Annotated in this window: 20 protein-coding genes and 1 pseudogene; 6 read left to right on the top strand and 15 right to left on the bottom strand. The window is 55.6% G+C overall.

What is annotated here, in order from left to right; translation table 11 throughout:
- Positions 1-316 precede the first annotated feature (316 nt).
- The 3 genes from HQL52_11145 (at position 317) to HQL52_11135 (ending at position 6,087) form a co-directional block, all read left to right on the top strand.
- The gene (locus HQL52_11145; GenBank protein MBF0369999.1) at positions 317-3,367 is read left to right on the top strand and encodes an EAL domain-containing protein; all 3,051 of its coding nucleotides are present in this window, start codon (positions 317-319) and stop codon (positions 3,365-3,367) included.
- A gap of 372 nt (positions 3,368-3,739) precedes the next feature.
- Positions 3,740-5,251: a tetratricopeptide repeat protein gene (locus HQL52_11140; protein MBF0369998.1), complete on the top strand. Its 1,512-nt coding sequence runs from the start codon at positions 3,740-3,742 to the stop codon at positions 5,249-5,251.
- Positions 5,252-5,679: 428 nt separating this feature from the next.
- On the top strand, positions 5,680-6,087 hold the full coding sequence (locus HQL52_11135; GenBank protein MBF0369997.1) for a DUF302 domain-containing protein: 408 nt from the start codon (positions 5,680-5,682) through the stop codon (positions 6,085-6,087).
- Between the two features lie 178 nt (positions 6,088-6,265).
- Here HQL52_11135 and HQL52_11130 read toward each other — a convergent pair whose 3' ends face one another.
- The 6 genes from HQL52_11130 to HQL52_11105 all read right to left on the bottom strand — a co-directional run bounded on the left by HQL52_11130 (position 6,266) and on the right by HQL52_11105 (position 10,798).
- Positions 6,266-6,793 carry a hypothetical protein gene (locus HQL52_11130; GenBank protein ID MBF0369996.1) on the bottom strand — a complete coding sequence of 176 codons (528 nt, stop codon included), beginning with the start codon at positions 6,791-6,793 and terminating at the stop codon, positions 6,266-6,268.
- A 74-nt stretch (positions 6,794-6,867) separates the two neighbouring features.
- A complete protein-coding gene (locus tag HQL52_11125) occupies positions 6,868-7,287 on the bottom strand; it encodes a hemerythrin domain-containing protein (protein MBF0369995.1) in 420 nt (139 codons plus the stop codon).
- 4 nt (positions 7,288-7,291) lie between these two features.
- The gene (locus tag HQL52_11120; protein ID MBF0369994.1) at positions 7,292-7,507 is read right to left on the bottom strand and encodes a hypothetical protein; all 216 of its coding nucleotides are present in this window, start codon (positions 7,505-7,507) and stop codon (positions 7,292-7,294) included.
- Between the two features lie 198 nt (positions 7,508-7,705).
- Entirely contained in the window at positions 7,706-9,538 is a 1,833-nt protein-coding gene (locus HQL52_11115) for an AAA family ATPase (protein MBF0369993.1), read from the bottom strand.
- Positions 9,539-9,718: 180 nt separating this feature from the next.
- Positions 9,719-10,177, bottom strand: a complete 459-nt coding sequence (locus tag HQL52_11110; protein ID MBF0369992.1) for a hypothetical protein — start codon at positions 10,175-10,177, stop codon at positions 9,719-9,721.
- 51 nt (positions 10,178-10,228) lie between these two features.
- Positions 10,229-10,798 carry a hypothetical protein gene (locus HQL52_11105; GenBank protein MBF0369991.1) on the bottom strand — a complete coding sequence of 190 codons (570 nt, stop codon included), beginning with the start codon at positions 10,796-10,798 and terminating at the stop codon, positions 10,229-10,231.
- Between the two features lie 532 nt (positions 10,799-11,330).
- Here HQL52_11105 and ilvE point away from each other — a divergent pair.
- Positions 11,331-12,251: a branched-chain-amino-acid transaminase gene (ilvE, locus tag HQL52_11100; protein MBF0369990.1), complete on the top strand. Its 921-nt coding sequence runs from the start codon at positions 11,331-11,333 to the stop codon at positions 12,249-12,251.
- Positions 12,252-12,344: 93 nt separating this feature from the next.
- Complete coding sequence (gene ettA / locus HQL52_11095) at positions 12,345-14,024, top strand: energy-dependent translational throttle protein EttA (protein MBF0369989.1); 1,680 nt, start codon at positions 12,345-12,347, stop codon at positions 14,022-14,024.
- Between the two features lie 224 nt (positions 14,025-14,248).
- On the opposite strand, the gene secG is transcribed toward ettA, so the two are convergent.
- Entirely contained in the window at positions 14,249-14,671 is a 423-nt protein-coding gene (gene secG, locus HQL52_11090) for a preprotein translocase subunit SecG (GenBank protein ID MBF0369988.1), read from the bottom strand.
- A 117-nt stretch (positions 14,672-14,788) separates the two neighbouring features.
- On the bottom strand, positions 14,789-15,565 hold the full coding sequence (locus HQL52_11085; GenBank protein ID MBF0369987.1) for a triose-phosphate isomerase: 777 nt from the start codon (positions 15,563-15,565) through the stop codon (positions 14,789-14,791).
- Positions 15,566-15,866: 301 nt separating this feature from the next.
- Here HQL52_11085 and HQL52_11080 point away from each other — a divergent pair, with 301 nt between their 5' ends.
- The gene (locus tag HQL52_11080; GenBank protein MBF0369986.1) at positions 15,867-16,247 is read left to right on the top strand and encodes a DUF423 domain-containing protein; all 381 of its coding nucleotides are present in this window, start codon (positions 15,867-15,869) and stop codon (positions 16,245-16,247) included.
- 100 nt (positions 16,248-16,347) lie between these two features.
- Here the strand turns inward: HQL52_11080 and HQL52_11075 are convergent, their stop codons facing one another.
- The 7 genes and pseudogenes from HQL52_11075 to HQL52_11045 all read right to left on the bottom strand — a co-directional run bounded on the left by HQL52_11075 (position 16,348) and on the right by HQL52_11045 (position 23,502).
- The gene (locus HQL52_11075; protein ID MBF0369985.1) at positions 16,348-17,223 is read right to left on the bottom strand and encodes a ParA family protein; all 876 of its coding nucleotides are present in this window, start codon (positions 17,221-17,223) and stop codon (positions 16,348-16,350) included.
- A 220-nt stretch (positions 17,224-17,443) separates the two neighbouring features.
- On the bottom strand, positions 17,444-17,716 hold the full coding sequence (locus HQL52_11070) for a hypothetical protein (protein MBF0369984.1): 273 nt from the start codon (positions 17,714-17,716) through the stop codon (positions 17,444-17,446).
- Between the two features lie 201 nt (positions 17,717-17,917).
- Positions 17,918-17,989: pseudogene (locus HQL52_11065) on the bottom strand (magnetic particle specific iron-binding protein).
- 381 nt (positions 17,990-18,370) lie between these two features.
- The gene (locus tag HQL52_11060) at positions 18,371-19,603 is read right to left on the bottom strand and encodes an HlyC/CorC family transporter (GenBank protein ID MBF0369983.1); all 1,233 of its coding nucleotides are present in this window, start codon (positions 19,601-19,603) and stop codon (positions 18,371-18,373) included.
- A complete protein-coding gene (locus tag HQL52_11055; GenBank protein MBF0369982.1) occupies positions 19,603-21,144 on the bottom strand; it encodes an HlyC/CorC family transporter in 1,542 nt (513 codons plus the stop codon). Before HQL52_11055 ends, HQL52_11060 begins: the two co-directional genes overlap by 1 nt.
- A gap of 226 nt (positions 21,145-21,370) precedes the next feature.
- A complete protein-coding gene (locus HQL52_11050; GenBank protein MBF0369981.1) occupies positions 21,371-22,204 on the bottom strand; it encodes a sodium:proton exchanger in 834 nt (277 codons plus the stop codon).
- An 86-nt stretch (positions 22,205-22,290) separates the two neighbouring features.
- A complete protein-coding gene (locus HQL52_11045) occupies positions 22,291-23,502 on the bottom strand; it encodes an SDR family NAD(P)-dependent oxidoreductase (GenBank protein MBF0369980.1) in 1,212 nt (403 codons plus the stop codon).
- Between the last annotated feature and the right edge of the window lie 98 nt (positions 23,503-23,600).

Raw genomic sequence — 23,600 nt, 5'->3', positions numbered from 1 at the left:
CCACTGAGGTATCTTTTTTCTTTCTCATCAAGGTCGAAACAGCTCTCCTGGAGCCGTTTGCCCGCCCGGCCCATCTGTTGTAGCCACTGATGAAAGCAACCATACAACCAAAAACAATCGCCCCCTCCCTCAACCACCAAATTGCGGGATAAATCATCCCAAAACCCAACAGATGAAAAACCACTATTCAAGCCAAACATATTTCTTGATAATCAATGAATTAATTAAATTCAATTGATACAACAGCTGCCATTCAAGGAAACAGCCACATGGAAGGCCTTGCCAGAGAAGCGGGAATTGATAAATGATACGGCCCATGGCTACCTCTGATAAACGGGTATTTCTCGCCCACCCCCCCCCCCATCCCGAAGACGAACTCGCCTTCGCGGATGAAGAGGAGCCGTCTGAAAGAGCCAACCTGCCCACCGACTCTCTTTCCAGAAAAGAACAATCCCCCTGGAAAGTGATGATCATCGACGATGATGTGGATATCCACGCCCTGACCCGGGTTATCCTCCGGGGCATTCACTTTGACGGGCTGGATCTCAACCTGTTGAGCGGCTACTCCGGGGCCGATGCCAAACGGATGCTGGCGGAACACCCGGATACGGCTATCCTGCTCCTGGATGTGGTGATGGAGACCGATGATGCTGGCCTGGAAGTGGCCCGCTACATCCGCCAGGAGCTGAAAAATCCCTTTGTGCGGATCATCCTGAGAACCGGTCAACCGGGTCAGGCGCCGGAAATGTCGGTGATCTCCCAGTACGATATCAACGACTACAAGGAAAAGACCGATCTTTCGGATCAAAAACTGATCTCAACGGTGATGGTCTGCCTGCGGGCTTATCGGGATCTACGGGCGCTGGAAAAGAGTGAGGAACGGTTTCGGGCCTTGGCCCAATCCGCCACCAACGCCATCATCGCCGCCAACGAAGAGGGGCTCGTCACCTTTTGGAATCTGGGGGCTGAGGCGATCTTCGGCTTTCAGGAAAAAGAGATCCTGGGCCAACCCCTGACCCGGCTGATGCCCGAGCGCTATCGGCAGGACCATATCAATGGTTTGAGAGAGGTCAGCCGCGCCAGACACCCCTTCACCCCGAAAAAAACCTTCGAAACCTATGCCCAGCGCCAGGATGGCACTGAATTTCCAGTCTCCATCTCCCTGGGCACCGGTATTTCCGACGGTGCCCGCTTTTTTTCTGCCATCATCCAGGACATCACCGAACGAAAAAAAGCCGAAGCCGCTCTGGAAAACAACCGACAGCGACTGGCCAAGGCCCAAGAAATTGCCCATTTGGGCAACTGGGAGTGGGACATCACGGCGGGCACCAGCCTTTGGTCCGATGAGGTGTTTCGAATCCTTGATCTACCCATCGGTGAGCATCTTCCCAATCAGGGCTCTTTTTTGGATGCCATCCACCCCGAAGACCGGGATCATTTTCAAAGAACCCTGGATGCCGCACTCTTTGAAAAACAGGCGTTCAACCTGGAACACCGCATGGTCCGCCCGGACGGCTCGGTTCGTTTTACCCTCTCCCAGGGCGAGGTGGACCGGGATGCCAAGGGCCGTCCGGTACGCATGCTCTGCACCCTCCTGGACATAACCGAACGCCGGGAAGCGGAAAACAAGCTCAAAATCGCCACCCGGGTCTTCAACGATGCCATGCATCTGGCCGAAGACCACATCCAAATCACCACCCAGGTGTTTGACAACGCCATCGAAGGGGTGATGGTGACCGACAGTGAAGGCATGATCCAATCGGTCAATCCCGCTTTCAGCGCCATTACCGGCTACACCCCCCAGGAGGTGATCGGCAAAAATCCCCGACTGCTCCGATCAGGTCGTCAGGAGAGCGGTTTTTACCGGGAAATGTGGGATCAGATCACCAACCAGGGTCAATGGCAGGGAGAGATCTGGAACCGCCGTAAAGATGGGGAGGCCTTTCCCCAGAGCCTCACCATCACCGCCATTCGGGACAAAAACGGGACCATCACCAACTTTGTCGGGCTGTTTCACGACCTCACCGATATCAAGCGTAGCGAAGAAGAGCTGCGTTACACCATTTTTCACGACACCCTGACCAGCCTGCCCAATCGCAATCTTTTCCAAGACCGCTTGCAACAGGCCATACGTCACGCCCACCGGGACCAGGAAAAAATCATGATTCTGGTCTTCAACCTGGACCGGTTCAAGGATGTCAACAACAGCCTGGGCTTTGCCAGTGGCGATATGCTGCTACAGGAAACCGCCTCCCGACTTCAAGGGGTGCTCAGAGAGGGGGACACCACCGGACGGCTTTCGGGAGACTCCTTTGCTCTGATCATACGGGACATCAAGGAATATACCGATACGGTCCACGTGGTGCGCAAACTGGTCACCGCCCTCTCACGCCCCTACCGATTCGAAGCCCGGGAGCTGTTTCTCACCGCCAGCATCGGCGTCTCCCTGTTTCCGGATGACGGGGACAACGCCCAAACCCTGATCAAAAACGCCGAAATTGCGGTGACCCGCGCCAAAAATGCCGGTCGGGACCAGTGTCAGTTTTATACCCGGATGATGGGGGAGCAGGCAGAAAACCGCCTGGTCCTGGAAGGGGATATGCGTCAGGCCCTGGAGCGTCAGGAATATCTCCTCCACTACCAGCCCAAGGTGGATCTCACCTCTGGTCGTATTGTGGGCATGGAGGCACTGGTCCGCTGGAACAGGCCGAAGGTGGGAACTGTCTCCCCCCTGGATTTCATCCCCCTGGCTGAAGAGACCGGACTGATCGTGCCCTTGGGGCTGTGGATTCTCAAGGAAGCCTGCCAGATGGCCCGCAGTTGCATGGACCTGGGGCTGGGACCCTTACGGGTTGGGGTCAACCTTTCCGCCCGGCAGTTTCAACAGGAGGATCTCCTGGAAACCGTAGAAGCCACCCTGGCCAAAAGCGGTATTCCGGCACAACTGTTAGAGCTGGAAATCACTGAAAGCACCGCCATGGTGGATGTGAAACAAGTGATCGCCACCATGGGGCAGCTCAACGACATGGGGGTTTTCATTTCGGTGGATGATTTTGGCACCGGCTACTCCTCCTTGAGCTATCTGAAACAATTTCCCATCCACACCCTCAAGATCGACCGCTCCTTTGTGATGCACCTGCCCGATGATTCAGAGGATGCCGCCATTGTTTCCGCCACCATCGCCATCGCCAGAGGGCTGCATCTCAAGGTCGTCGCCGAAGGGGTCGAAAATGCGGACCAGCTGGAATTTTTACGGGTAAACGGCTGCGACGAAATCCAGGGATACCATTACAGCCCGCCGTTGACCGAAGAGGATTTTATCCACCTTTTGAAGGAAGAAAAATTTAAATTTTCATCCACCGCTTGATCGGCCAAGACCATCCCACCCCCCTCCCTGTCACTCATCATTCCCCATTTCACCTCAACACTTGCCACTCAAACCAAGGCAATTATCCCGCAATAGGTTCCAAACCCCTTGCCAACAGCGTGTGGCGTTGATACCAAATAGAGTTTGGCTGCACCATTCAGGCAGGATCGATAGCAAAATCTCTTTTTTTCCTGGCCGACACTCCCCGACTTGGGTATCAGAGCACCTTTTCGAATCATGAAAACCTTACGCGGCGATCCCGCACCGATTTTTTTCTCCATCTCACCCCTGACTGTGACGCGTGACGGGATGAACGGGAGATGGGGCTGAAATATGGCGGAGATTTCCACCAAGCACTCTGGCGATGGTCTGATGAGAAACAGACCCGGGCTCCTTTTGGCCGGATGGCTCATCGCATCACTTTGGACCACGCCCATCCCTGCGGCTGAAAAAGCTTGGCAGGAGCGCGCCCAAGAGGCTTTCAGCATCACCCGGGAGATCCCCCTGGAGGAGGCTGAAGAACGGTTTGCGGCGTTGGTTCGGGAAGGGGAAAGGCTGGGCCCGGAAAACCCCCGTCTGGCCTGGAGTCTTTTTCAGATTGCCCGGTTTTATCAAAGCCATCACCAACCCCAAAAGGCCGCATCCCCCCTCACCCGGGCTATTCTGCTACAAGAAAAATCCCTGGGGGAAGATCACCCTCTGCTCGCCAATCCGTTGGTGGAGTTGGGCAAAATCCGCCTGACCCTGGACCAGCCCCAAGAGGCCGCTGAACAGTTTGCCCGGGCACTGTCCATTTTGGAAAAAAGCCATGGCCCTGAACATCTTTTTCTGGAACCGGCTCTTTCAGGACTGGCCAAAGCCGCTGAAGCTGTCGAAGAGCCCCAAAAGGCCCACAGCTATCGGCAAAGAAGCTATCAAATCCAGCAAAAAAAGCAAAAATCCGACAACCCCGCCCTGGCTGTCCATCTGATCCGGGAGGCGGAAATTTTAGCCCACTCCGAAAATCCCAACCAAGCCGCACCGCTCTACGAACAGGCTCAAAAAATCCTCATGGAAACCCCCGGCCCCTACCATCCCCTGCGGGTAGGTGTGCTGGTAGAGATGGCCAAGCTGGAAAATCTGGCGGGAAATCCTGAAAAATCCCTGGAGCAACTCAAGACAGCCCTGGCCATTGCTGAAAACATCAACGGCACACAACACCCCGACCTGATACCGATTCTCTCCCGCCTGGCCACGGCCCACCAGCTACTCAACAATCCTGCCCATGGCCGACCTGTTTTTCAGCGAGCCTTGGCACTTCTGGAAAAAATTTATGGTGCCGAAGATCCTCGCACCATTCTGGCGATGGTGAGCCTGGCAGAAAACCACTATATGGAAAATCAACACACCCCCGCCCAGGAACTTTTCTCCCGGGCAACCTTCCTGTGGCAGCAGGCTGAACATCCCCGGGATGCCCGCTTGGGACGCCTTAAAAGTGGCCTTGGCCGCTGTCTGATCGCTCAGGAAAAAGAGATTTTGGCTGAAGAAAATCTACGCACGGCCCTGGCCATTTTCGTAGCAGACCTGGGAGCGGACAATCCCCGCTCGGTGGCAGCCCGGGAGGAACACGCCCATTTGATCCGACAGCTGGAGGAGCAAAACGGCCTGCACCGCAGCGACATCAACTCCCTGCGAAAGACCGTCAAAGAGGTACAACGCCGCCTAACGCTCCTGGGAATCGATCCCGGCCCGGCAGATGGACTGCCCGGCCCCAACACCCTGATCGCCATCCGCGCCTTTCAAAAAAAAATGGGCCTCAACCCAAGCCACTATGTCACCCAGGAGGCTCTAAATCAGGTCTTAAACCATCTTCCACCTCTGATGCCTGAGGATTTAAACCCATGATCGTGCCAACTCCCAGGAACTTTTCTGGCTAACCGGGGCTCCCTTAAATCAGTGTTTGGAGTTAAATCTCCCCGGGATCCCTCTATTTTGATCACTCAGGAGATCACCACTTCGGTGGATGAGATATCACTTGGAATCACCTCCACCCTATTTGGCATGGGCCTCCTGCTCTTGTTCAAAGGAATTGGACCAACAAAGCATCGAATCAAACAAAACAGATGGAAATCAAGCAGGTGGCAGGGATTAAGTGAAGAAAATGGGCCGGGGCGTTGGATCGGCAGCCCTCCTGGAAACCAGAGGTCATTCACCAAACCATCCAAGCCTCCTTTTGACCTGAAGCCATGGCACCTTTCAGGGGTGCCGAAACAGATCCGGAGGATGGCAGCCCCCGCCTCCACCCATCATGTTGTGATCAAGGGAGAAAAATCATGAGCCAAGCACCAATCGATTATGCCATCGTCAAAGCCGTTGCAGGCAGTTATGAAGAGACCGTGGAAGCCGCACGCAAGGCGTTGGCTGATCAGGGATTTGGTATTTTGAGCGAAATCGATGTGGCAGCCACCCTCAAGAATAAACTGGGAGCGGACACCCCCCGCACCCTGATTCTCGGTGCCTGCAACCCCCCCATGGCCCTTCGAGCCACCACAGCTGTGCCTGACATTGCCGTTTTCCTGCCCTGTAACGTCGTCATCCGGGAGAGCGCCCAGGGGGTGGAAGTGTCCGCGATGGATCCCAAGGCCATGGGCCGGGTGATCGACAATCCGGAAGTAACGGCTGTTGCTGGCGAGGTGGATCAAAAAATTCGCGCCGCTCTGGATGCCCTGCCTGGCCGTTGATTTGATCGGCACGCTATCCAGTCAGGCCTGTGAAAATGGCTTTGGCAGGCAGGGAAAACGCTCTCCCTTTTGGAAGCAGATATGACCAGCAGGAGCTGTCAGAAACAGGGAGGTTCCTGACAGCTCCTCTTTAGCTTTGGACCGGTGAGAGTGTTGGCAGGAAGCAGACTGGAAGAGGCTACAAATTGTGGGTTCGAGCCTCCAGATCGGTGATCAAGCGGGAGATATCCTTGATACGCTGCTCTTTGAGGGCGATGGAGCGCTTGAGGGTCTCTACTGAATCGGAGGAGGGCTCATCCTGGGCCGTCAGCGCCTCCACCTGCCGATAATCCTGGCTCAAAGCAAGACGCAACTGCCTGATCTGACCCTGATGGGCCTGGATTTCGTTGAGTATCTGTTGCTGGTGAACCCGATTGTTATCCTCATAGTGTTTGGCTCTGCGATCCATCAGCCGCTGTCGGGCTGCCTGCAGCCGTTCCAACAGCTGTCTCTCCTCCTGAAGGGCATCGGGTCCAATCCCTTCCTGGCTGACATCCAGCGCCACCTCTTCCCAACTCCTCATCAGCTTGCGCATATTCCGGGTTGCCCCACGCAACTCCCCGGTTTCAGCCAACACTTCCGCCTGGAGTACCAGAGCCTGCCGCTGGGCTTTTTCCTTGGCCAACTGTTCCCAGCGCCACTGGGAGAGTTCGATGATTTCCGCCATACCTCAGTCCTCCGATAGCGTGGGGGGAAGGGAGAGAGTGTAGCGGATCCCCGGGGGATATTTTCGACGTGGTTTCAATTTTTGTCGAAGAGAGGAAAGAAGGCACTCTCCTCATTTTGGATGCGTTCGTTGAGCGCTTCAAAAATCTTTCGGCTCTCCTGGGTAAAGGTCTTGGGATTAAGCCGAATCAACTCCTCACCAGACCATTTTTTTTGATATTGCTCAAAGACAAAACCCAGCTCACTGATATCACAAAAAAAATCCAAGGCAATCCGCCGGATGTTGGTGTCCTTACGGGCCAGGAGCTTGGGATAAAGCTCCATATCCTCGGTAGCCAGATGCCCTTTGACTTCCCGACTCAATTTTTTCAGCAGGGTAAAAATACGCTCCGACTCCCACTCCCCGCCCTCTTTTTCCAGCAGTTCGGAAATCTCACCCACCAAAACCAGCAGCTCTTGATGCTGCTTTCGAAACAATTTGATTTTCTTTTTCATTGGCTCAAACTCGAAATCCAATATCGTGGCGAGGTTTTTTCTTGACGGCAACGCCGTCAATGATCACCACCTGATCCTCCGGCTTCAAACCTTTTCCCGGAAACTCCAAAACCCCATACCGGGTACCGACCCGGACCCGTTTGCCTTTAACGGAAATCACCTCCCCGGACAGGAAAAACCCGGGGGTAAAGCGCTTTGCATACTCCTTCAGCAGGTTCATGGTCTTTGATCCGCTAATCGAAGGTCTCGATCCAGTCCAGCCATATATATTGATTATGACAGATTATTTATAAAAAGGTGCCTGAATCCTCGCCCAGAGAAACTTTTTTTCAAGGCCAAATGATCGACCTCACCCTACCGAACATCCCGCCTCCAGAGAGCCCACCAAACAGACCAAATATTTTTAGCTGTCAAAACCTTACTCGTAATAAAGCGGGATCACCTGAACCGGCAATTTTTCCTGCCTTTTGATCTCCTGGGCCATCCGGTCCGCCATGTTCCGGTCACGATAGTTCAAACGGGCCGAATACCAACGTTTATTGCCCCGCTGGAAGAGATGAACATAGGGATGAAGCCCTTTGGCCATCAACCCCAAAGCCACCTGTTCGGCATTGGCTCGATTGATATATGAACCGATCTGAACCACATAGATGAGCCCCTTGGCACGCAAAGTCTCTTCGGTGGCAAGCACCGGGCTCCCCCTGGGAACCACCGGAAGCGCCTTGGGAATGGCGACACTATTTTGACTGCTTTCCCGGGAATCCCTGGATGGAACGCCTCTGGTTTGGCTTTCGGTTATTTCCAACTCAGAAGGCGCCATGCTCTCTTCAACACTCCCCAGAGAGGAGGCCGGGGTGGACCAGTTTATCCCCTCGTCTTCGGTCTGAGGAATCACCGCGATCGGTTGGCTGACAATGGGGCTTGTCTGGGGGTGCTTTTTAGCTGGTGTGTTGGCTTGCCAGCTCAGGCTGGAGGAGCTGCTCTTCTGGGGTTTGGCGGTAGGGACGCTTTTTTTCCGGGGAGCGATGGTTTTTTTGGCGCTGCTGGATGACCTCAAACTTCCCTTGAGTCGGGGTTTGGCGTTCACTGGCTGTGGGGGAGCCTTAACAGCAGATTTGACTGGTGTGCTCACCTGGGGAGAGGCGGACTCACTGGGGGGGGTGATCTTGTTTTCCCAATTCCACTTCTCTTCCGCTTCCTGGGTCGCCGGTTCGTTCGGTTTCAGAACCTTCCGGGCAGGTTGTATAATCTCGACTGTTTCCATGTTGAGATTTTTTTCACTCTCCAAAAGCGTCTCCGTGGGTGTCGGAGAAGGCTTGTAGGAAAGCACCTGACCAATGAGAAAACCCACGATGGGCAGAGCCAATAGAATGGAGGCCCAGGGGATATTGCGCTTGATGATTTTCTTTTTGGGTTTTTTGGTTTTTTTGGGTTTTCCCAAAATATCGGAAACCACCCGACGCACGGTCCAGCGCCCCACAAACCGGAGATTGCCCTCTTTCACCCGCAACAGCAGCCGCTGCATGAGCAAGTTGATTTCACCGGGAAGCCCACGGCTGAAGCGGTGGATGGCATTCATGCCTGGACGGGTCACCCGCAGGGGCTGGCCCAGGCGTTTTTTCAGATAAAAGCGAACATATTCACGGGTTTCAGAAGATGTCAACGGGGTCAAATCCCCTGAACCAACCACAGCTCCCGCCAAATATCGAAAAGCAGGGGAGGACATATAATCGGTGGGTTCGAAGCGCCCGGTCAGGAGCACCTGTACCGGTCGTTGGCCATCGTCGGCAAACTGGACGGCCATGCTCAAATATTCCAGGTGTTTGGCAGTGAGGGTTTCCGCCTGATCCACAGCGACCAGCTGTTTGCGATTGCCTGCTGCGCGCCTTTCCAGTGCGTCAAACAGATCCTGAGGGGTCAGGTTTTGTTCTTTTTCCGGGTCGGAGGGAGCCACAGGCCCAATCCCCCGAATCAATTCCTGTAAAAATTGATTGGGATCGGAGTCGGGATCGGAAATGAGGGTCATGTCCCGATTGGCCGGAAGAATGCCCTGGAGCCGCACCAGCAGAAGGGATTTTCCCACCCCCGGATGGCCACCGATGACAATCACCCCATCACCACGCACCAGGGAGGTGCGCAACACTTTCCACACCGGCTCATGACTCGGGGCAGAGAAAAACAGTCCCGGGTTGGGCTGAAGCGATCGTGGGGCATCTTGCAGGAAGAAGCCTGTTTTTTTTGATGCTTCCATGATCAGCTCAAAGGTTCACAGGCTCCAGGCGGGGAATCCCTTCCCCGAGGGTCAATGAATCCTAACAATGAGTGATGGGGGTTGCCGTTTGGCGCCACTCCCCCAACCCTCGCCCATTATCGCCACACCGCTGCCATCAAACTCGCCAATAGCCACGATCTGTTCCGTTAAAACACACCCCTAGGCCGCTTCCCGGGATTTTTCCAGGTGTACCTTTTCCATCAGGGTCAGCAGCTGATCCAAAATCGGTTCCAGCGGCGTAGATCTAGCCGTACTCTGCTCAAGATAATCTTCAAAGAAACGCAGGGTGAAGTGGCGTTGCCGCTCCTTGAGCATCACAATCTGACGCTCCCATTCGGCCAACAAACGCATCCAGCCGTTGACCGTCAGGGTGCCTGGTGGAACGTTACCGGTCATGTTGTCATGGGCCAGAGATTTTCGCAGGGACTCCACCAGGGGCACGGCCCATTCCAGACGCTCTTCCCGAGCCAGGCGAATGATATCCTTGAGATGGTCGTTCACCTCTCCCCGGGTCAAAGGCCTGTTTTCCAGCACAACCCGGGGGCTGTCACCCTCTCCTTGACCAAGCTCATTTTGGGAGGATTTTTGATTTTTTTTTATTTTGAACAGCTGGACCATTATGGTAACCCCGAAGGTGTTGATTTGTTGTATGTTCAGGTCGATATTGCGTTAATTTGACGAATTCCGTGACGACTCATCCTCCTCGGATAGGCCCCCACTTCCCGCCACCGATGAGCCGCTGGTGGCTTCAGCAACAGCATAACTTGAGCCACCGGCATAAATCTGAAACCCATGCTGCTGATAAGCGGTTCTGTTACCAGCTGTTCCCGGGGCCTCGCGATTGGCCGTCGGCACCCCGGACCCCACCACCGTATAGTTTTCCCGGGGGGTCGTCGGGGGAGTGACCAGGGCGAGAATGTTTTCACCCACATCCCGACCACTGCTCTCCTTGACCAAAATATCCGCCACAGCCGAAACCGCAGCCATCGGAGCGTTACCGGTCAGGGTGCCTACCAGAGTCCCCCCCAAGAGTTTTGGCAGATTTCCGATATTATCCCCGGTATTTTGGCGATAAAGCTGGGAGACCACCGGTAGGTGCTGGAGGGGGTTGACCGTATCGAGGAGATCCCCGAAGCCCGCCTGCTTGCCTTCCCACAGGATTGACTTTTCCTCTTGTCCCTGGCCCCCGGCCGGAAACTCAAGAATCCCCCCTGTTCTTGGTGTGATGGGATCACTCATGCCCCATATCTCCAAACTTTTACTGATCGGCGGACCCGCTCCCAGGGTCGGTATGGGCCTCTGGACTGGCCTATCGATTTCAAGCCCCAAGCCCGATAGCCTTCTATTCTTCAACCATTTTTCTCAGTCGATACTTTGCAATTATAATACCAACAAAAACAAACCCCCGTCGCTACAGCCGAAAAGCCTGACACTCACGGCCAACCACGTCAAAACCCGAAGTATCCCCCCATGCAACCCATCCCTCTTTGCTTTCCCGCCAAAATTCCGACGAAACCAGCCTCTAATCCGGGAAAACCGCACCCGATGGGCTCTGCCGGTTGCTTCATCTCACTCTCCAGTCACTCATCACGAACCGACCTTCCACGACCTCTACTCACCTATCCTGATGCCACCATCCCCCCCTACTCACCTGAAAAAGAGCGAAAAACGATCAAACCGGGTTGGCTTGGGGGAGGATAATGGTTAAAAATAGGCGGTTTACTGAAAAATCCACAGCTACTATCAAGGGGAAAAGGCCGTGAGCAACGCCATGTGGGACAAGGATGGAAAAATCTGGTTGGACGGAACACTCGTTGATTGGCGGGAAGCCAAGGTCCATGTCTTGACCCATACCCTGCACTACGGCTTTGGCGTATTCGAAGGCATTCGCTGCTATGAAACCGACCAGGGACCGGCGATCTTCCGGTTGGACGAACACATCAAACGTCTCTTCGAATCCGCCCATATTCTGGGCATGAAGATTCCCTATTCCCGTGAGGAGATGGTGGAATCGTGCCTGGAGGTGATTCGGGCCAATGCACTGCAATCCGGCTATATCCGCCCGCTGGTTTTTTTGGGGGCCGAAAGCATGGGCCTCAACCCCGAGCCCTGCAACGTGCATGTGACCGTGGCCGCCTGGGAGTGGGGCACCTATCTGGGGGATGAGGGGCTTATCAACGGTATTCGCATCAAAACCTCCTCCTACACCCGCCACCACCCCAACACCATCATGACCCGTGCCAAGGCGGTAGGGAACTATCCCAATTCCATTTTGGCCAAGACTGAAGCCAAAGCCAGCGGCTTTGATGAGGCCCTGCTGCTGGATCCGGAAGGGTATGTGGCCGAAGGCCCCGGAGAAAACATTTTTCTGGTCAAAGGCAACATGCTCCACACCCCGCCCCTGGATTCCGCCCTCAACGGCATCACCCGGGATACGGTGATGGTGTTGGCCGCTGAAATGGGCATGAAGGTGCTGGAACAGCGATTCCCCCGGGATGAGGTTCTCATTGCCGACGAAGCTTTTTTCACCGGGACCGCTGCGGAAGTCACCCCCATCCGGGAGCTTGATGGCCGCCAGATCGGTGCCGGTGGCCGGGGTCCGGTCACTGAAAAAATTCAGAGCCGGTTTTTCGATGTGGTCAAAGGCAAGGTGTCGGACTATCCCCAGTGGCGCACCCTGGTCAAAGCCTGATCCGACGCAGCTACCCCCTATCCATAATCATCACGCTCTCTGCCCCCTGACGGCAGAGAGCGTGCCCTCCTTGAACAACAGGAACCTCTTCTGATGGCTGATCCACAATTCGTCTATACCATGCATCGGGTGACCAAAGTGGTCCCCCCCAAACGGGTGATCCTCTCCAACATCACCCTGGCCTTTTTTCCAGGAGCCAAGATCGGTGTGCTGGGGCTGAACGGCGCTGGGAAATCCTCCCTGCTGAAAATCATGGCTGGGCTCGATGAAAGCTTTGACGGCGATGCCCGGCCCGCTGACGGCATCCAGGCGGGATATCTCCCCCAGGAGCCCCAGCTCGACCCCAACAAGGATGTGCGGGGCAATGTTGAAGAGGGGGTGGCTGAAGTCAAGAGAGCCCTGGACCGCTTCAACGAAGTCTCCATGAAGTTTGGCGAGGTGACCGACGACGATGAGATGAACGCCCTCATGGAGGAGCAGGGGGAGCTTCAGGAAGAGATCGACCGGTTGGATGGCTGGAACCTGGAAAACCGCCTGGAGATCGCCGCTGATGCCCTGCGCCTGCCCCCCTGGGAGTCGGAGGTCAACCATCTCTCCGGCGGTGAAAAACGACGGGTGGCACTCTGTCGGCTGTTGCTGCAAGCCCCGGACATTCTGCTCCTGGATGAGCCCACCAACCATCTCGATGCCGAATCAGTGGCTTGGCTGGAGCGCTATCTCCATGAATATCCCGGCATGGTGGTGGCGGTCACCCATGATCGCTATTTTCTCGACAATGTCGCCGGGTGGATTTTGGAGCTGGATCGGGGCCACGGCATCCCCTGGAAGGGCAACTATTCCAGCTGGCTGGAGCAGAAGGAAAATCGTCTGGCCCAGGAAAAACGCTCCGATGAAGCCCTGCGCAAGCGGCTGCGAGGGGAGCTGGAGTGGGTGCAGGCCTCCCCATCCGCCCGAAGAGCCAAGAGCAAGGCCCGGGTCAAAGCTTATGAGGAGCTGGCGGCCCAGTCCAAAGAGCAGCGCCGGGAGACCCACTCCCTGTTCATCCCCTCAGGCCCCCGATTGGGGGAGCTGGTGATCGAAGCCGATGGCCTCTCCAAGGGGTTTCCGGGGCGTCTGTTGATGGAAAACCTCTCATTCAAGCTCCCCAGAGGGGCGATTTTGGGGGTGATCGGTGGCAATGGTACGGGTAAATCGACCTTTTTGCGTCTTTTGACCGGAGAGGAAACCCCGGATGGTGGCGCGCTCAAATTGGGGGATTCGGTAAAACTGGCCCACGTGGATCAAAACCGCATCGGCCTCGACCCGGAAAAAAGCGTCTGGGAGACCATCTCCGAAGGTCAGGATAATCTAGAGCTGGGGGGACGGGATGTCAGCTCCCGGGCCTATGTCTCGTGGTTTAACTTCAAGGGAGCGGATCAGCAGAAAAAAATGAACCAGCTTTCCGGCGGGGAGCGCAATCGGGTTCATTTGGCCAGCATCGTCAAGGCCGGAGGCAATCTCCTGCTTTTGGATGAGCCCACCAACGATCTGGATGTCGAAACCCTGCGGGCTTTGGAAGAAGCGCTCCTCTCATTTGCCGGCAGTGCGGTGGTGGTCTCCCATGATCGCTGGTTTTTGGACCGGATCGCCACCCACATTCTGGCGTTTGAGGGAGACTCCCAAGCGGTATTCCGGGAGGGGAACTATCAGGATTATGAAGCGGATCGTCGCCAGCGGTTGGGGGAACAAGCCAATCAACCTCAGCGGGTGCACTACAAAAAATTTACCCGCTAAAATCCTTCGGCATTGACGCCAGACCCTCCAAAAAAACCAAAAAAGCCCTTGGGAGATCTCCCCCCCAAGGGCTTTTTTTTGAATCTTCATCCAAATCTTCACAATCGGAAGTGAGCTGGCATCAAGCCAATCCCCAGCCCCGACCCAAAACCCACGCGTCGGCCAGGCGGACAGCTTTCAACGGTCAACGGCCCCCCTGCCCTTCTTATTTCGTCAGGCTCTTCTCATCCACCCGCTTTGGGCACGGAAGGAATGGAGTCATCTCCCTCCGAAGGCATTTCCACCGGTGCGGGTATGGAAGGAGCGGCTGGAGCAGCCGGAGCTGTTGGAGCAAGGGGAGCTGATGGGGGAGTCGGCATATCATCAGCAGGTTGGCTCTGCTCAACCACCGGCTCGCTCATAATGGAGATGCCCGCACTTTCCTGGGTGGTGAAAAAGGCCAGAGTGAGACTGGTAATCATAAAGATCGTAGCCAAACCGGCAGTCAGCTTGCCCAGAAAGCTTCCAGAGCCCTGAGCGCCAAAAACGGATTGGGAACTCCCGCCGAAAGCGGAGCCCATGTCGGCGCCACTGCCTTTTTGCAGCAAGACCACAAAAACGAGGGCCACGGAAACCATGATGTGTATGACAGTGATGATCAGCGACATTTGCAACCAACTCCAGTGCGTTAAGCCATCGGTGCTTGAGGTGATTCCGATGGATTGAGTGTCTTAGGTTATACCTGGCCCAAGGCTCGGTGTCTTAGCCAAAGGCTGCTCTTTTTTTCAGCTGGGCAGCGCGTCGATGATGGCCAAGAAATCGCTGACCTTCAGGGAAGCCCCACCAATCAGCCCCCCATCCACATCCGGTTGCGTCAGCAAAGCGGCAGCGTTGCCGGGCTTCATGGAGCCGCCATAAAGCAGGCGGATGCGATTACCGACTTTTTCCCCCAGGAGATCCACCAGGCGTTCACGCAAAAAGCCATGCACCTCCTGGGCCTGCTCCGGGGTGGCGTTGCGACCGGTACCGATGGCCCAGACGGGTTCATAGGCCACCACCAGTTTTTGCCGCTGACTGAGGGGTTCCGGCAGGCTTGGTATCACGGCTTCGAGCTGTGCCGCCACCACCTCCAGGGTTTGCCCCCCATCCCGCTCGGCTTCTTTTTCTCCCAGACAGACGATGGGATTTAAACCATCCTGGAAGGCGACGGCTGTTTTTTTAGCCACCAGGGCATCGGTTTCGCCATACATTTCCCGACGTTCGGAATGGCCCAAAAGGACATAGCGACAGCCGACATTGCGCAGCATGAGCCCGGATATTTCACCGGTGTGCGCGCCCATTCCCTCGGCGGACATGTTTTGCCCACCCAGCTTGAGAGAGGAGCCTCCGAGCCGTTCATTCAAGGGGTGCAACGCGATGAACGGCGGGCAGATCACCACCTCGCAGATCACCTTGCGCCCTTCCCGCTCGGCAAGCCCGGCCTGGATGCCTTCTCCAAGCTCCAAAGCTCCTTCCAACAGCCCGTTCATCTTCCAGTTACCGACAATAAGAGCCCGGCGCAGCATGGAGATGCCCCCTCCAATAAACAACGTGGTCGATCAGGATGGATCAGATAGCCCTTTGCGCCGGATGCCTGAAATCTCCGGATGAATTCCCAAAGGAGCCCATGGGGATCAGACAGAAAACCCTGCGCAACGGCATATAACATGCCAAAACGATGTCAAAGTCAATGGCAGCCGAACATTGACCCGACTTTGATGCTCCTGGAGAATACCCCCTGACCCCCGGCTCCAGCCAACCAAAAAAGCCTTTGCAATCCGGATCCGGTGGAAGCCGCCAACCCAAATGATTCAGGAGATGACGATGAACGCAAAGGGATTGCTTTTTTGGGGTGCCGTCGCAGCTGGTCTGGCAGTGATTTTAGGGGCTTACGGAGCCCATGATCTCCATGATCAGATCGACCCTGAGCGCCTGATCACCTTCCGCAAGGGGGTCACCTATCAGATGCACCACGCCCTGGGGCTGATGCTGATTGGTGGATTGCTGTTTCGCTTTCCCGATGCCAAGGGTCTGCTCTGGGCAGGACGTCTGCTCCTGATGGGCATTCTCCTCTTTTCCGGCGGCCTCTATCTGCTGGTTTTTACCGGAGTGAAAGCGTTTGCCTGGCTCACCCCCATCGGCGGTTTTTGCTTTATTTTTGGCTGGGGCACACTGGCCTGGACCGCCAAAAAAGAGCTGGATTGAACTGATTCGCCCTGGATCACTCTGGATTAACAGGGAGTTCACTCTGAAGGATCTGAGCAGCCCCTGCGGAGACTTCTCCCGGAATGACCGTCAGAGCAGACTAGCTGTGCTGAGACTGAAGCGTGCGGAGACGATCCAGGACCTCTTTGACCACCTTGCGAATCTGCTCATAGTAGCCGCCATAACGCTCCCTGAGTGATTCAAAGGCCAGGCTGTCGTCGGTGGCGCTGGCCAGCCCCGGGGCGTTGGGTAGATGATTTTCAAACCAGGGAGTCTCAAGGGCCCGGGCCAGCTCCTGAATATCGGGCAGATGCAGCTTGAATTGCTTGGTGCGGCGGTCGGCCTTGTTAAGCACCAGACCCAACAGCTCCGGATGAATACCATCTCCCCGTTCCCGAGCGTGGCGAATCGTCTCCATGGTGTCGGGCATGGCGTTCAAGCTGATCCGGGAGGGCTCTACCGGCACCAACACCGCATCGCTCATCACCAGACCGTTGATGGCCATCAGATTCCTGGCATCAACATTCCCGGCCTGGTCGATCAGGACAAAGTCAAAATAGGGTTCCAGTGCCGGAATCAGACGATCCCGCAGAAGGGTGAGATGATGGAGGGGGTTGGCTTCAAAGGCGAAAATTTCCCCTCGATCCGGCACCACCACCGACAACTCCGGTAGGGGCTGGGTGCGCCCTTTGGGACGGGAACGGGGGCGTTTGATCAGGTAAGGGGTGATATCCGCCTGAGGCTGTTTGACGGCGTTGGCTAGGCGCGCCAAGGTATGCCCCTGCCTTTTGGCTTCAGAAGAGCGGCTGGAGCCCAGCAGGGAGGTGGCACAGGAGCCCTGGGCATCCATGTCGATGACCAAAACCCGCAGGTGCCGCTCCCGTACCCGCAGAGTAGCCAAAAAGTCGGCCATAAAGACCGTCAAGGTGGACTTGCCGACGCCCCCCTTGTTATTGAAAATGGAAACCGTATACATCCTCACGATTTCTTATCGTATTTTCTGGAATGAGTCTAGAGCCCTCTCCAAAAAAATTCATGAAAAAGGGGGCATAAAGCCCCCCAAATCGTTTCTTTCCATGACTTCGACTCTCTGGTTCCACCCTTCGACATCCCGGCCCGGAGGATCAAACCTGCTGGTATCATACCCGGCAAAAAACCGGAACCTGCCAGCCGCAGTCCATTTTTCCCAAGGGGCGTCAGCCAGCCTCTTCCACCGCCTCGATTTCAGTAGTGGTGACTTCTTCCACAGCTTCCTGGCCAGGCTTGTTCATATAGTTGTAAATGCCTACTCCGACTGCAGCCAACACACCTACCAGAATGACCGGCCCCCAAGCCACACCCATGAATCCCCCTTTGGCGGCAATGGGCAGCATCCCCTTGCTACCGGCGGCTTTCAATGCACCGGGCATGTTCATCTGGGCTTTACGCAAAGCCACTCCCGTCCCCACTTTGCCAGCACCTAAGGCCATATCCCTCTCCCTATCGCTCTACAAGTCATTTTTTGACCCATCCCCCCTCAGGTGGCGCCGTGAGGAGCATAGGTCAGTTTTATCCCCAATATCAAACACCTGGCAGACTCTCCAGCGGCCAGAGCTTCCTATCTAAAAGGGCCAAAGTTTCGGGGTTTGCTGTTTTTTCCAATAATAATATCCTGCGGCAGCGGCAGAGACCACGATGACCGGCCCCCAAGCCCCCAGGCCCAATCCCAGTCCCAGGCTCAAGCCTTTGCCGGTCCAGATGGTGTTGGAAGAAGCGGCGGCAACAGCCATGCCCTTACCGGAACCGGCAACAATGCCGCCCTTGGTAACGGCAGCCTTGCCTACAGCCCCTTGCCCGGCGATGGTTTTGCCCGCAGCACCCTTCATGGCAGGGATCACTTCCGGAGCGGTAAATTCTACAGAACCCGGACCCACGACGCGCATGCTCTCCCCTGCGAGAAGGTCCACAGTCAAACTGGTTGTCGGCATATCAAACTCCCCTAAAGCCGAATGATGGCAACGTTAGGATACTGATGAATAAAAATTATCGAGCGAATGATGCGATAAAGCCACCAAAATCGCAAGCGGGTTAACGCCATTCCCACTGTTTTTTCAAAATCATGCCTCTCTTCGACCATTCCGGACTCACAACTGGGCTTCCACCTCCAGAATGGCGTTTTTGGAGACTTTTTGAATTCGGAAAGTAACCCCCTCACTGCGAATCACCTCCCCAACCTTGGGAATGTCCCGGGCTTTTTCCAGCAAAAATCCCGCCAAAGTTTCATAATTGCCGTCAGCCAGATGGATCCCCAACTCCTCTTCCAGAGCGATCAGATCGATGCGGGGGTTGAGGAGAAAACGTCCCTCCCCCAGCTTGCCGATCACCCGGGAAGGATCCTCCTTGACGTCATATTCATCCTCCATCTCACCGACGATCCGCTCCATGATATCCTCAAGGGTGATCATCCCTTCTGCCGCACCATACTCATCCACCACCATGGCCACCCGCTTGCCCTCCTTGTGAAACTCCAAAAAGAGGGATTCAATGCGCATGGCCCCGGGAACGAATCGTACCGGACGAATGAAGGGCTTGATGGCGGTTTGTTCGTCCTGGTTCATCAGATCCTGGCAGTTGATAAACCCCACCATCTGATAGACCCGCCCCTGATAGACCGGAATCCGGGTGTGGGATTTTTCCCACCCCAGTGACAAGGCCTCCCCACAGCTGGCACTCTCCGATATGGAGACCACATCCACCAAGGGTACCGCGACATCCCGCACCCGGGTCTCGCCGAAATGAAACATGCGGCGAATCATGGCCTTTTCCACAGGCAGAATATCCCCGCCACCATCGTCTTCCTGCAACATCATCTGCAGCTCTTCCCGCAGGGTGAAGGGGTTTTCCCGATTCCCCCCCAGCAATTTGGTAAAAATCTTGGTGATGGTGGCAAAGATGAACAGAAGGGGGAAAAAAAGATAGGAAGCCCCTTTGAGCACATAGATGATCCGGGGCGTGAGATAGTCGGCGTTTTGCTGAAAGATCGATTTGGGAACGATCTCCCCGAAAATCCAAATCAGAGGGGCCGCCAACATGATGGCTATCCAGCTCTGCTCCGGGCCGAAAAGACGAATCGCCAGCAGAGTCGCCAGAGAGGTGTTGGTGACGATGGCGATATTGGTCCCCACCAGAGTGGTTGAGAGCAACCACTCCGGCTTTTTCAACATCTCCATGGCGAGCTTCGCCCCCCGGGAGCCTTTGGCGGCTTCGTGGCGGAGCTTCATCTGATCAGCACTCACCACGCCAATCTCAGAGCCGGAAAAAAAGCCCTCTACCACCAGACACAGAAGCATCAATAATAGAATCGAGGGAATATCCATCACACACCTCCCTCACTCGGTTTATCGGGACTCTTGCCAGGGGCATCATCGCTTTCAAGCACACCATCGGCTGGATCGCCCCCGGTGGCCTCTCTATCCGTTTCATCCCCCTTATCCGTTTCATCCCCCTTATCCGCCAATTTTTCGTCCTCCTGCTCCCCGACAGCCGTCGTGCCGTCAGCCTGGTCAGGCGTTTCGACTGCAAGGGGGACCTCATCAATGTCCGGTTTTTCGATCAACTCACCGGAATCCGTACGCCGATAGAGGCAGCGCACCTGCATGATGCGGTTTTTATCCACCCGCTTCACCGTAAACCGCCAAGAGCCCAGGGTAATTTCGTCCCCCTCTTCCGGCAGCTCGCCAAAGTGGTGCAACACCACCCCGCCGACTGTTTCCGCCTCCCCTTCTGAAAGAAGCGCCTGGGCATCGCTGAACTCCGGCACCACCTGTTCGTTAAACTGAGGCACCGGCATCATCCCCTTCAGGAGAAAAGAGCCGTCCCGTTCGTCCTTGTCAACGATGGCCTGGGAGATTCTTGGCGTGCCCTGGAAAGAGCCGAAAATGGAGTTGAGCAGATCGCCCATGGTGATCAAACCCGTCACCCCGCCATACTCATCGAGCACCATGGCAAAGGTTTTGCGGCGTTTGTGAAACACCTTGAACAGATCAATGGCATCTCGGGTTTCCGAAACAAAAAAGGGCTTGCGCAGAAGTTTTTCCAGGTGACCGGGATTTTCCGCCAGGCTTTTGCGGGCTGCGGGATTGAGGAGGTCGCGCATGTGCAAAATACCGACCACATCATCCCGATCCCGACCATGAATGGGTAGCCGGTTGAAGGTGAGCTTGCTGACCTGCTCGAACAGTTCGGGGATGGGGGTGTTGATCGACAGACTCAAAACATTGGCCCGGGGAACCATCACCTCTCTGACGGTTTGGTTGCCGAAATCAAAAATATTATCGATAAACTGCCGTTCCAGACGATCCAGGTTGCCATCCTGGGTGGCCTCCCAGGCGAGGGTGCGGACCATCTCTTCGGTGACCAGCGCCCCCCGGGGCCGGGCCTTGCCGACGATCAGGGTGGTCAGACGATCCGCTATCAGACGGATGATCCAGCGCAAAGGGGTGATCAGCCAGGCAAAAAAGGCGATGGGCCGACAGATGAGGGCTGAAAAAGCCTCGTTGTTGCGCACGGCGATGGTTTTGGGGGTGATTTCACCAAACAGCAGCAGGATGGGCAACATGACAAAAATGTTGATCCACCATTTTTCCTCTCCCCCCATGATCTGGATGATAAGGCTGGCTGAAAGCACCGAGGCCGCCACATTGACCAGCTCGTTGCCGATCAGGATGGTGACGATCAGGCGCCGGGGTTCCGATAGAAGCCACTGAATCTCCTTATAGCGCTTGTGACCCTCCCGTTTCATCCGGGAAAGCTGGGTGCGCCCCAGGGAAAAAAGTGCGGTTTCGGAGCCGGAAAAAAAACCGGAAAAAGCCAGCAACACCACAAACAAAGTCAGCTTGATAAGAAGGGCAATATCCATAGCGTATCAAAGGTAAAAATAGGGGCTCTCCTTCCCCCCGTGCGCATGATTGGGAACGGTTAGATACATAAAGGTGGGCGACTGCTGGATCACGTCAGGGTGAGCAGCCTGTCCAGTGGTTGTGCGTGTGGGAAGCATGCCATTGATCAGTCAACTGAAATGAACGTATCCCTCTAAAGCAGGAAAATCTTATACCAGGATAACGGAAACCCCCGCTATTCCCAAGTTAAAAGAGTAGAAACACCAAAACTCCCACGCCAGCCAGCCATAAATTGGTAATATTGCTCACCACAATGTTGAGCACGGCGGCCACCGCCAGGTTGCGTCGCAACAGAGCCAGGGTGGATTTAAACTCGGGCCAGCTGGTGAGAGTCGAAAGCACCAAAAAACCGATGATGCCTTTGGGCACCTGGGAGGCATCGGAGGCAAAGTTGACCACCGGATCGAGAAAATAACCCGCCCCCAGCAACACCAACAGCGCCGGCACAAACCACATTTTAGAGACCGCCAGCTCATCCTCCGGCATCTCCTCCTCCTTGGGCCGCTTATAAAACAGCACCCCGGAGACAAGCGCAAGCACCCCGACCCAGAGCCAATACATTTCAGTGGTGATGAGATAAAAGCTGCCGGCCACTGCTGCGGTGAGGGCAATGGAGAGGGTAAAATAGAGGGGGGCTACCCGCCATACTGCCACCAGACGATGGGTCAGAAGGCCTGCACAAAGCAGCAATACCGGGTTCATAAAGTTGGAGCCCAACGGGGTGGAACTGGCAAAAAGGATATCACCGTTGATGAGCCCCACAATCACCACCAGCGCTTCCGGGCCGTTGGTGAGAAAGCCAGTCAGGGTGCCAATCCCCGGGACATTTTTCATGGTCTCGATCAACACTTCCACCGAGGTACCCACCAAAAACATGGTAAAAATAATTCCCCCGGCTCCCAGGAAGGACATCGCCAAATCCCCCTGATAGAGAAAGGCGGAGCCACAGAAAAATATCGCCGTCAGCACCCAGGCTACGGCATCGGTCAAACCGATGGAGTCGAGAATGAAAGCTTTCATGAGCGTTTGACGTAGACCAGGTAGCCGCTACCGACCGAAGATGGAACGGCCATCAGGTAGCGGTTGTTGATTGAATTTGATTTGTTTCAGACCAGATTGCGGCCACCATCCACACGCAACACCTCACCCGTTACATAGGGGGCTGCCAGAAGATAGCGCAACGCCTGCAAAACCGCCTCAGGACTGGCATGGCGTGCCAAAGGGGTCCGGTTCAACATTTGCTGAAATCCTGCCCCGTCCGATGGATCGTCCGGGGGCAATACCGCACCGGGTGCGATGGCGTTGACCGTCACATCAGGAGCCAAATCCCGAGCCAAAGCGCGGGTAGCCATGATCAGGCCCGCCTTGGCGCTGCTGTATACGGCATGATCCTTGAGGGGACGCTCTCCCCAAATATCGCCCACATTGACGATCATACCACCAGCACCGCTCTCACCATCACCCTCGCCAACTCTCTCTACCATTTTGGCGCCAACTTTAAAAGAAAGCCAGAGTGGGCCTTGCAGATTGACTTTGAACATCTGCTCCAGCCCCTCCCAGGAGCCGCCGTCAGGTTGGGTGGGTCGAAACAGAGCGGCATTGTTGACCAACAACGCCGCTGGCCCCAATTTTCGTTCCGATTCATTCAAAAACCGCTCGATCCGGGCAGGATTGGTCAGATCCAACGCCAAACATTCCGCCACCCCCCCCCGCTCCCGAATGCGATCCACCACCTCTTCGGCCAAATCCCGGGAACGATGGTAGGCAATCCCTACCTTAAAACCCATTTGCGCCAGCATCAAAGCCATTTCCGCGCCCAGACGCCGCCCTCCACCCGTCACCAGAGCCACCCGGCCCGTCCCCACCACCGGCAACCCCTGCTCCAGGCTTTTTCCAACAACCCCTTCCCTCTTCTGACCCACACCCTCCTGAAGAGCCCCCGAACCCCGGTCGCTCAATCCTTCCCTCCGTGAATTGGGGTGCCCTCCAGAAGGAGCGTCCTGACCATATTTGTCATCCTGACTGCTCTGGCCGCCCTTCTCTGCCTCTCCCTCATCCAGGTAGCGTAAACGCGAAGATCCCCCAACCCTTTTTCCGCGACCACCCGCTCCCCCCAGATGGGAACTCAACAAAACGCCCCAAGGCGCCTCCGGTTCCGGACGCCCCTCCCGCACCTCGTTCCAGCGATAGACATACCAAAGGGGAAACAAAACCACGATAAAAGGAAATGCAATAAAAAGGGCAATCCCCACCTTGAGAACGGTAAACAGGCTCCCTGCCAAGCTTTTGCCTCCCTTGGATTGCTTTTCCGTCATCATTGCCCATCCCTTGTCATGTTGCCACTGCCAACCTGGCCATCATCCCAACCTTCCCTCTTCCCGAAATGCATTCCAGGCACTCTCCCTTAAGCTCCCCA

The organism is Magnetococcales bacterium, from assembly GCA_015232395.1.
In the GTDB taxonomy this organism is placed as follows: Bacteria; Pseudomonadota; Magnetococcia; order Magnetococcales; family JADFZT01; genus JADFZT01.
Note: the sequence above shows the minus strand (reverse complement) of the source record. Positions and strands in the feature narration are given on the sequence as shown.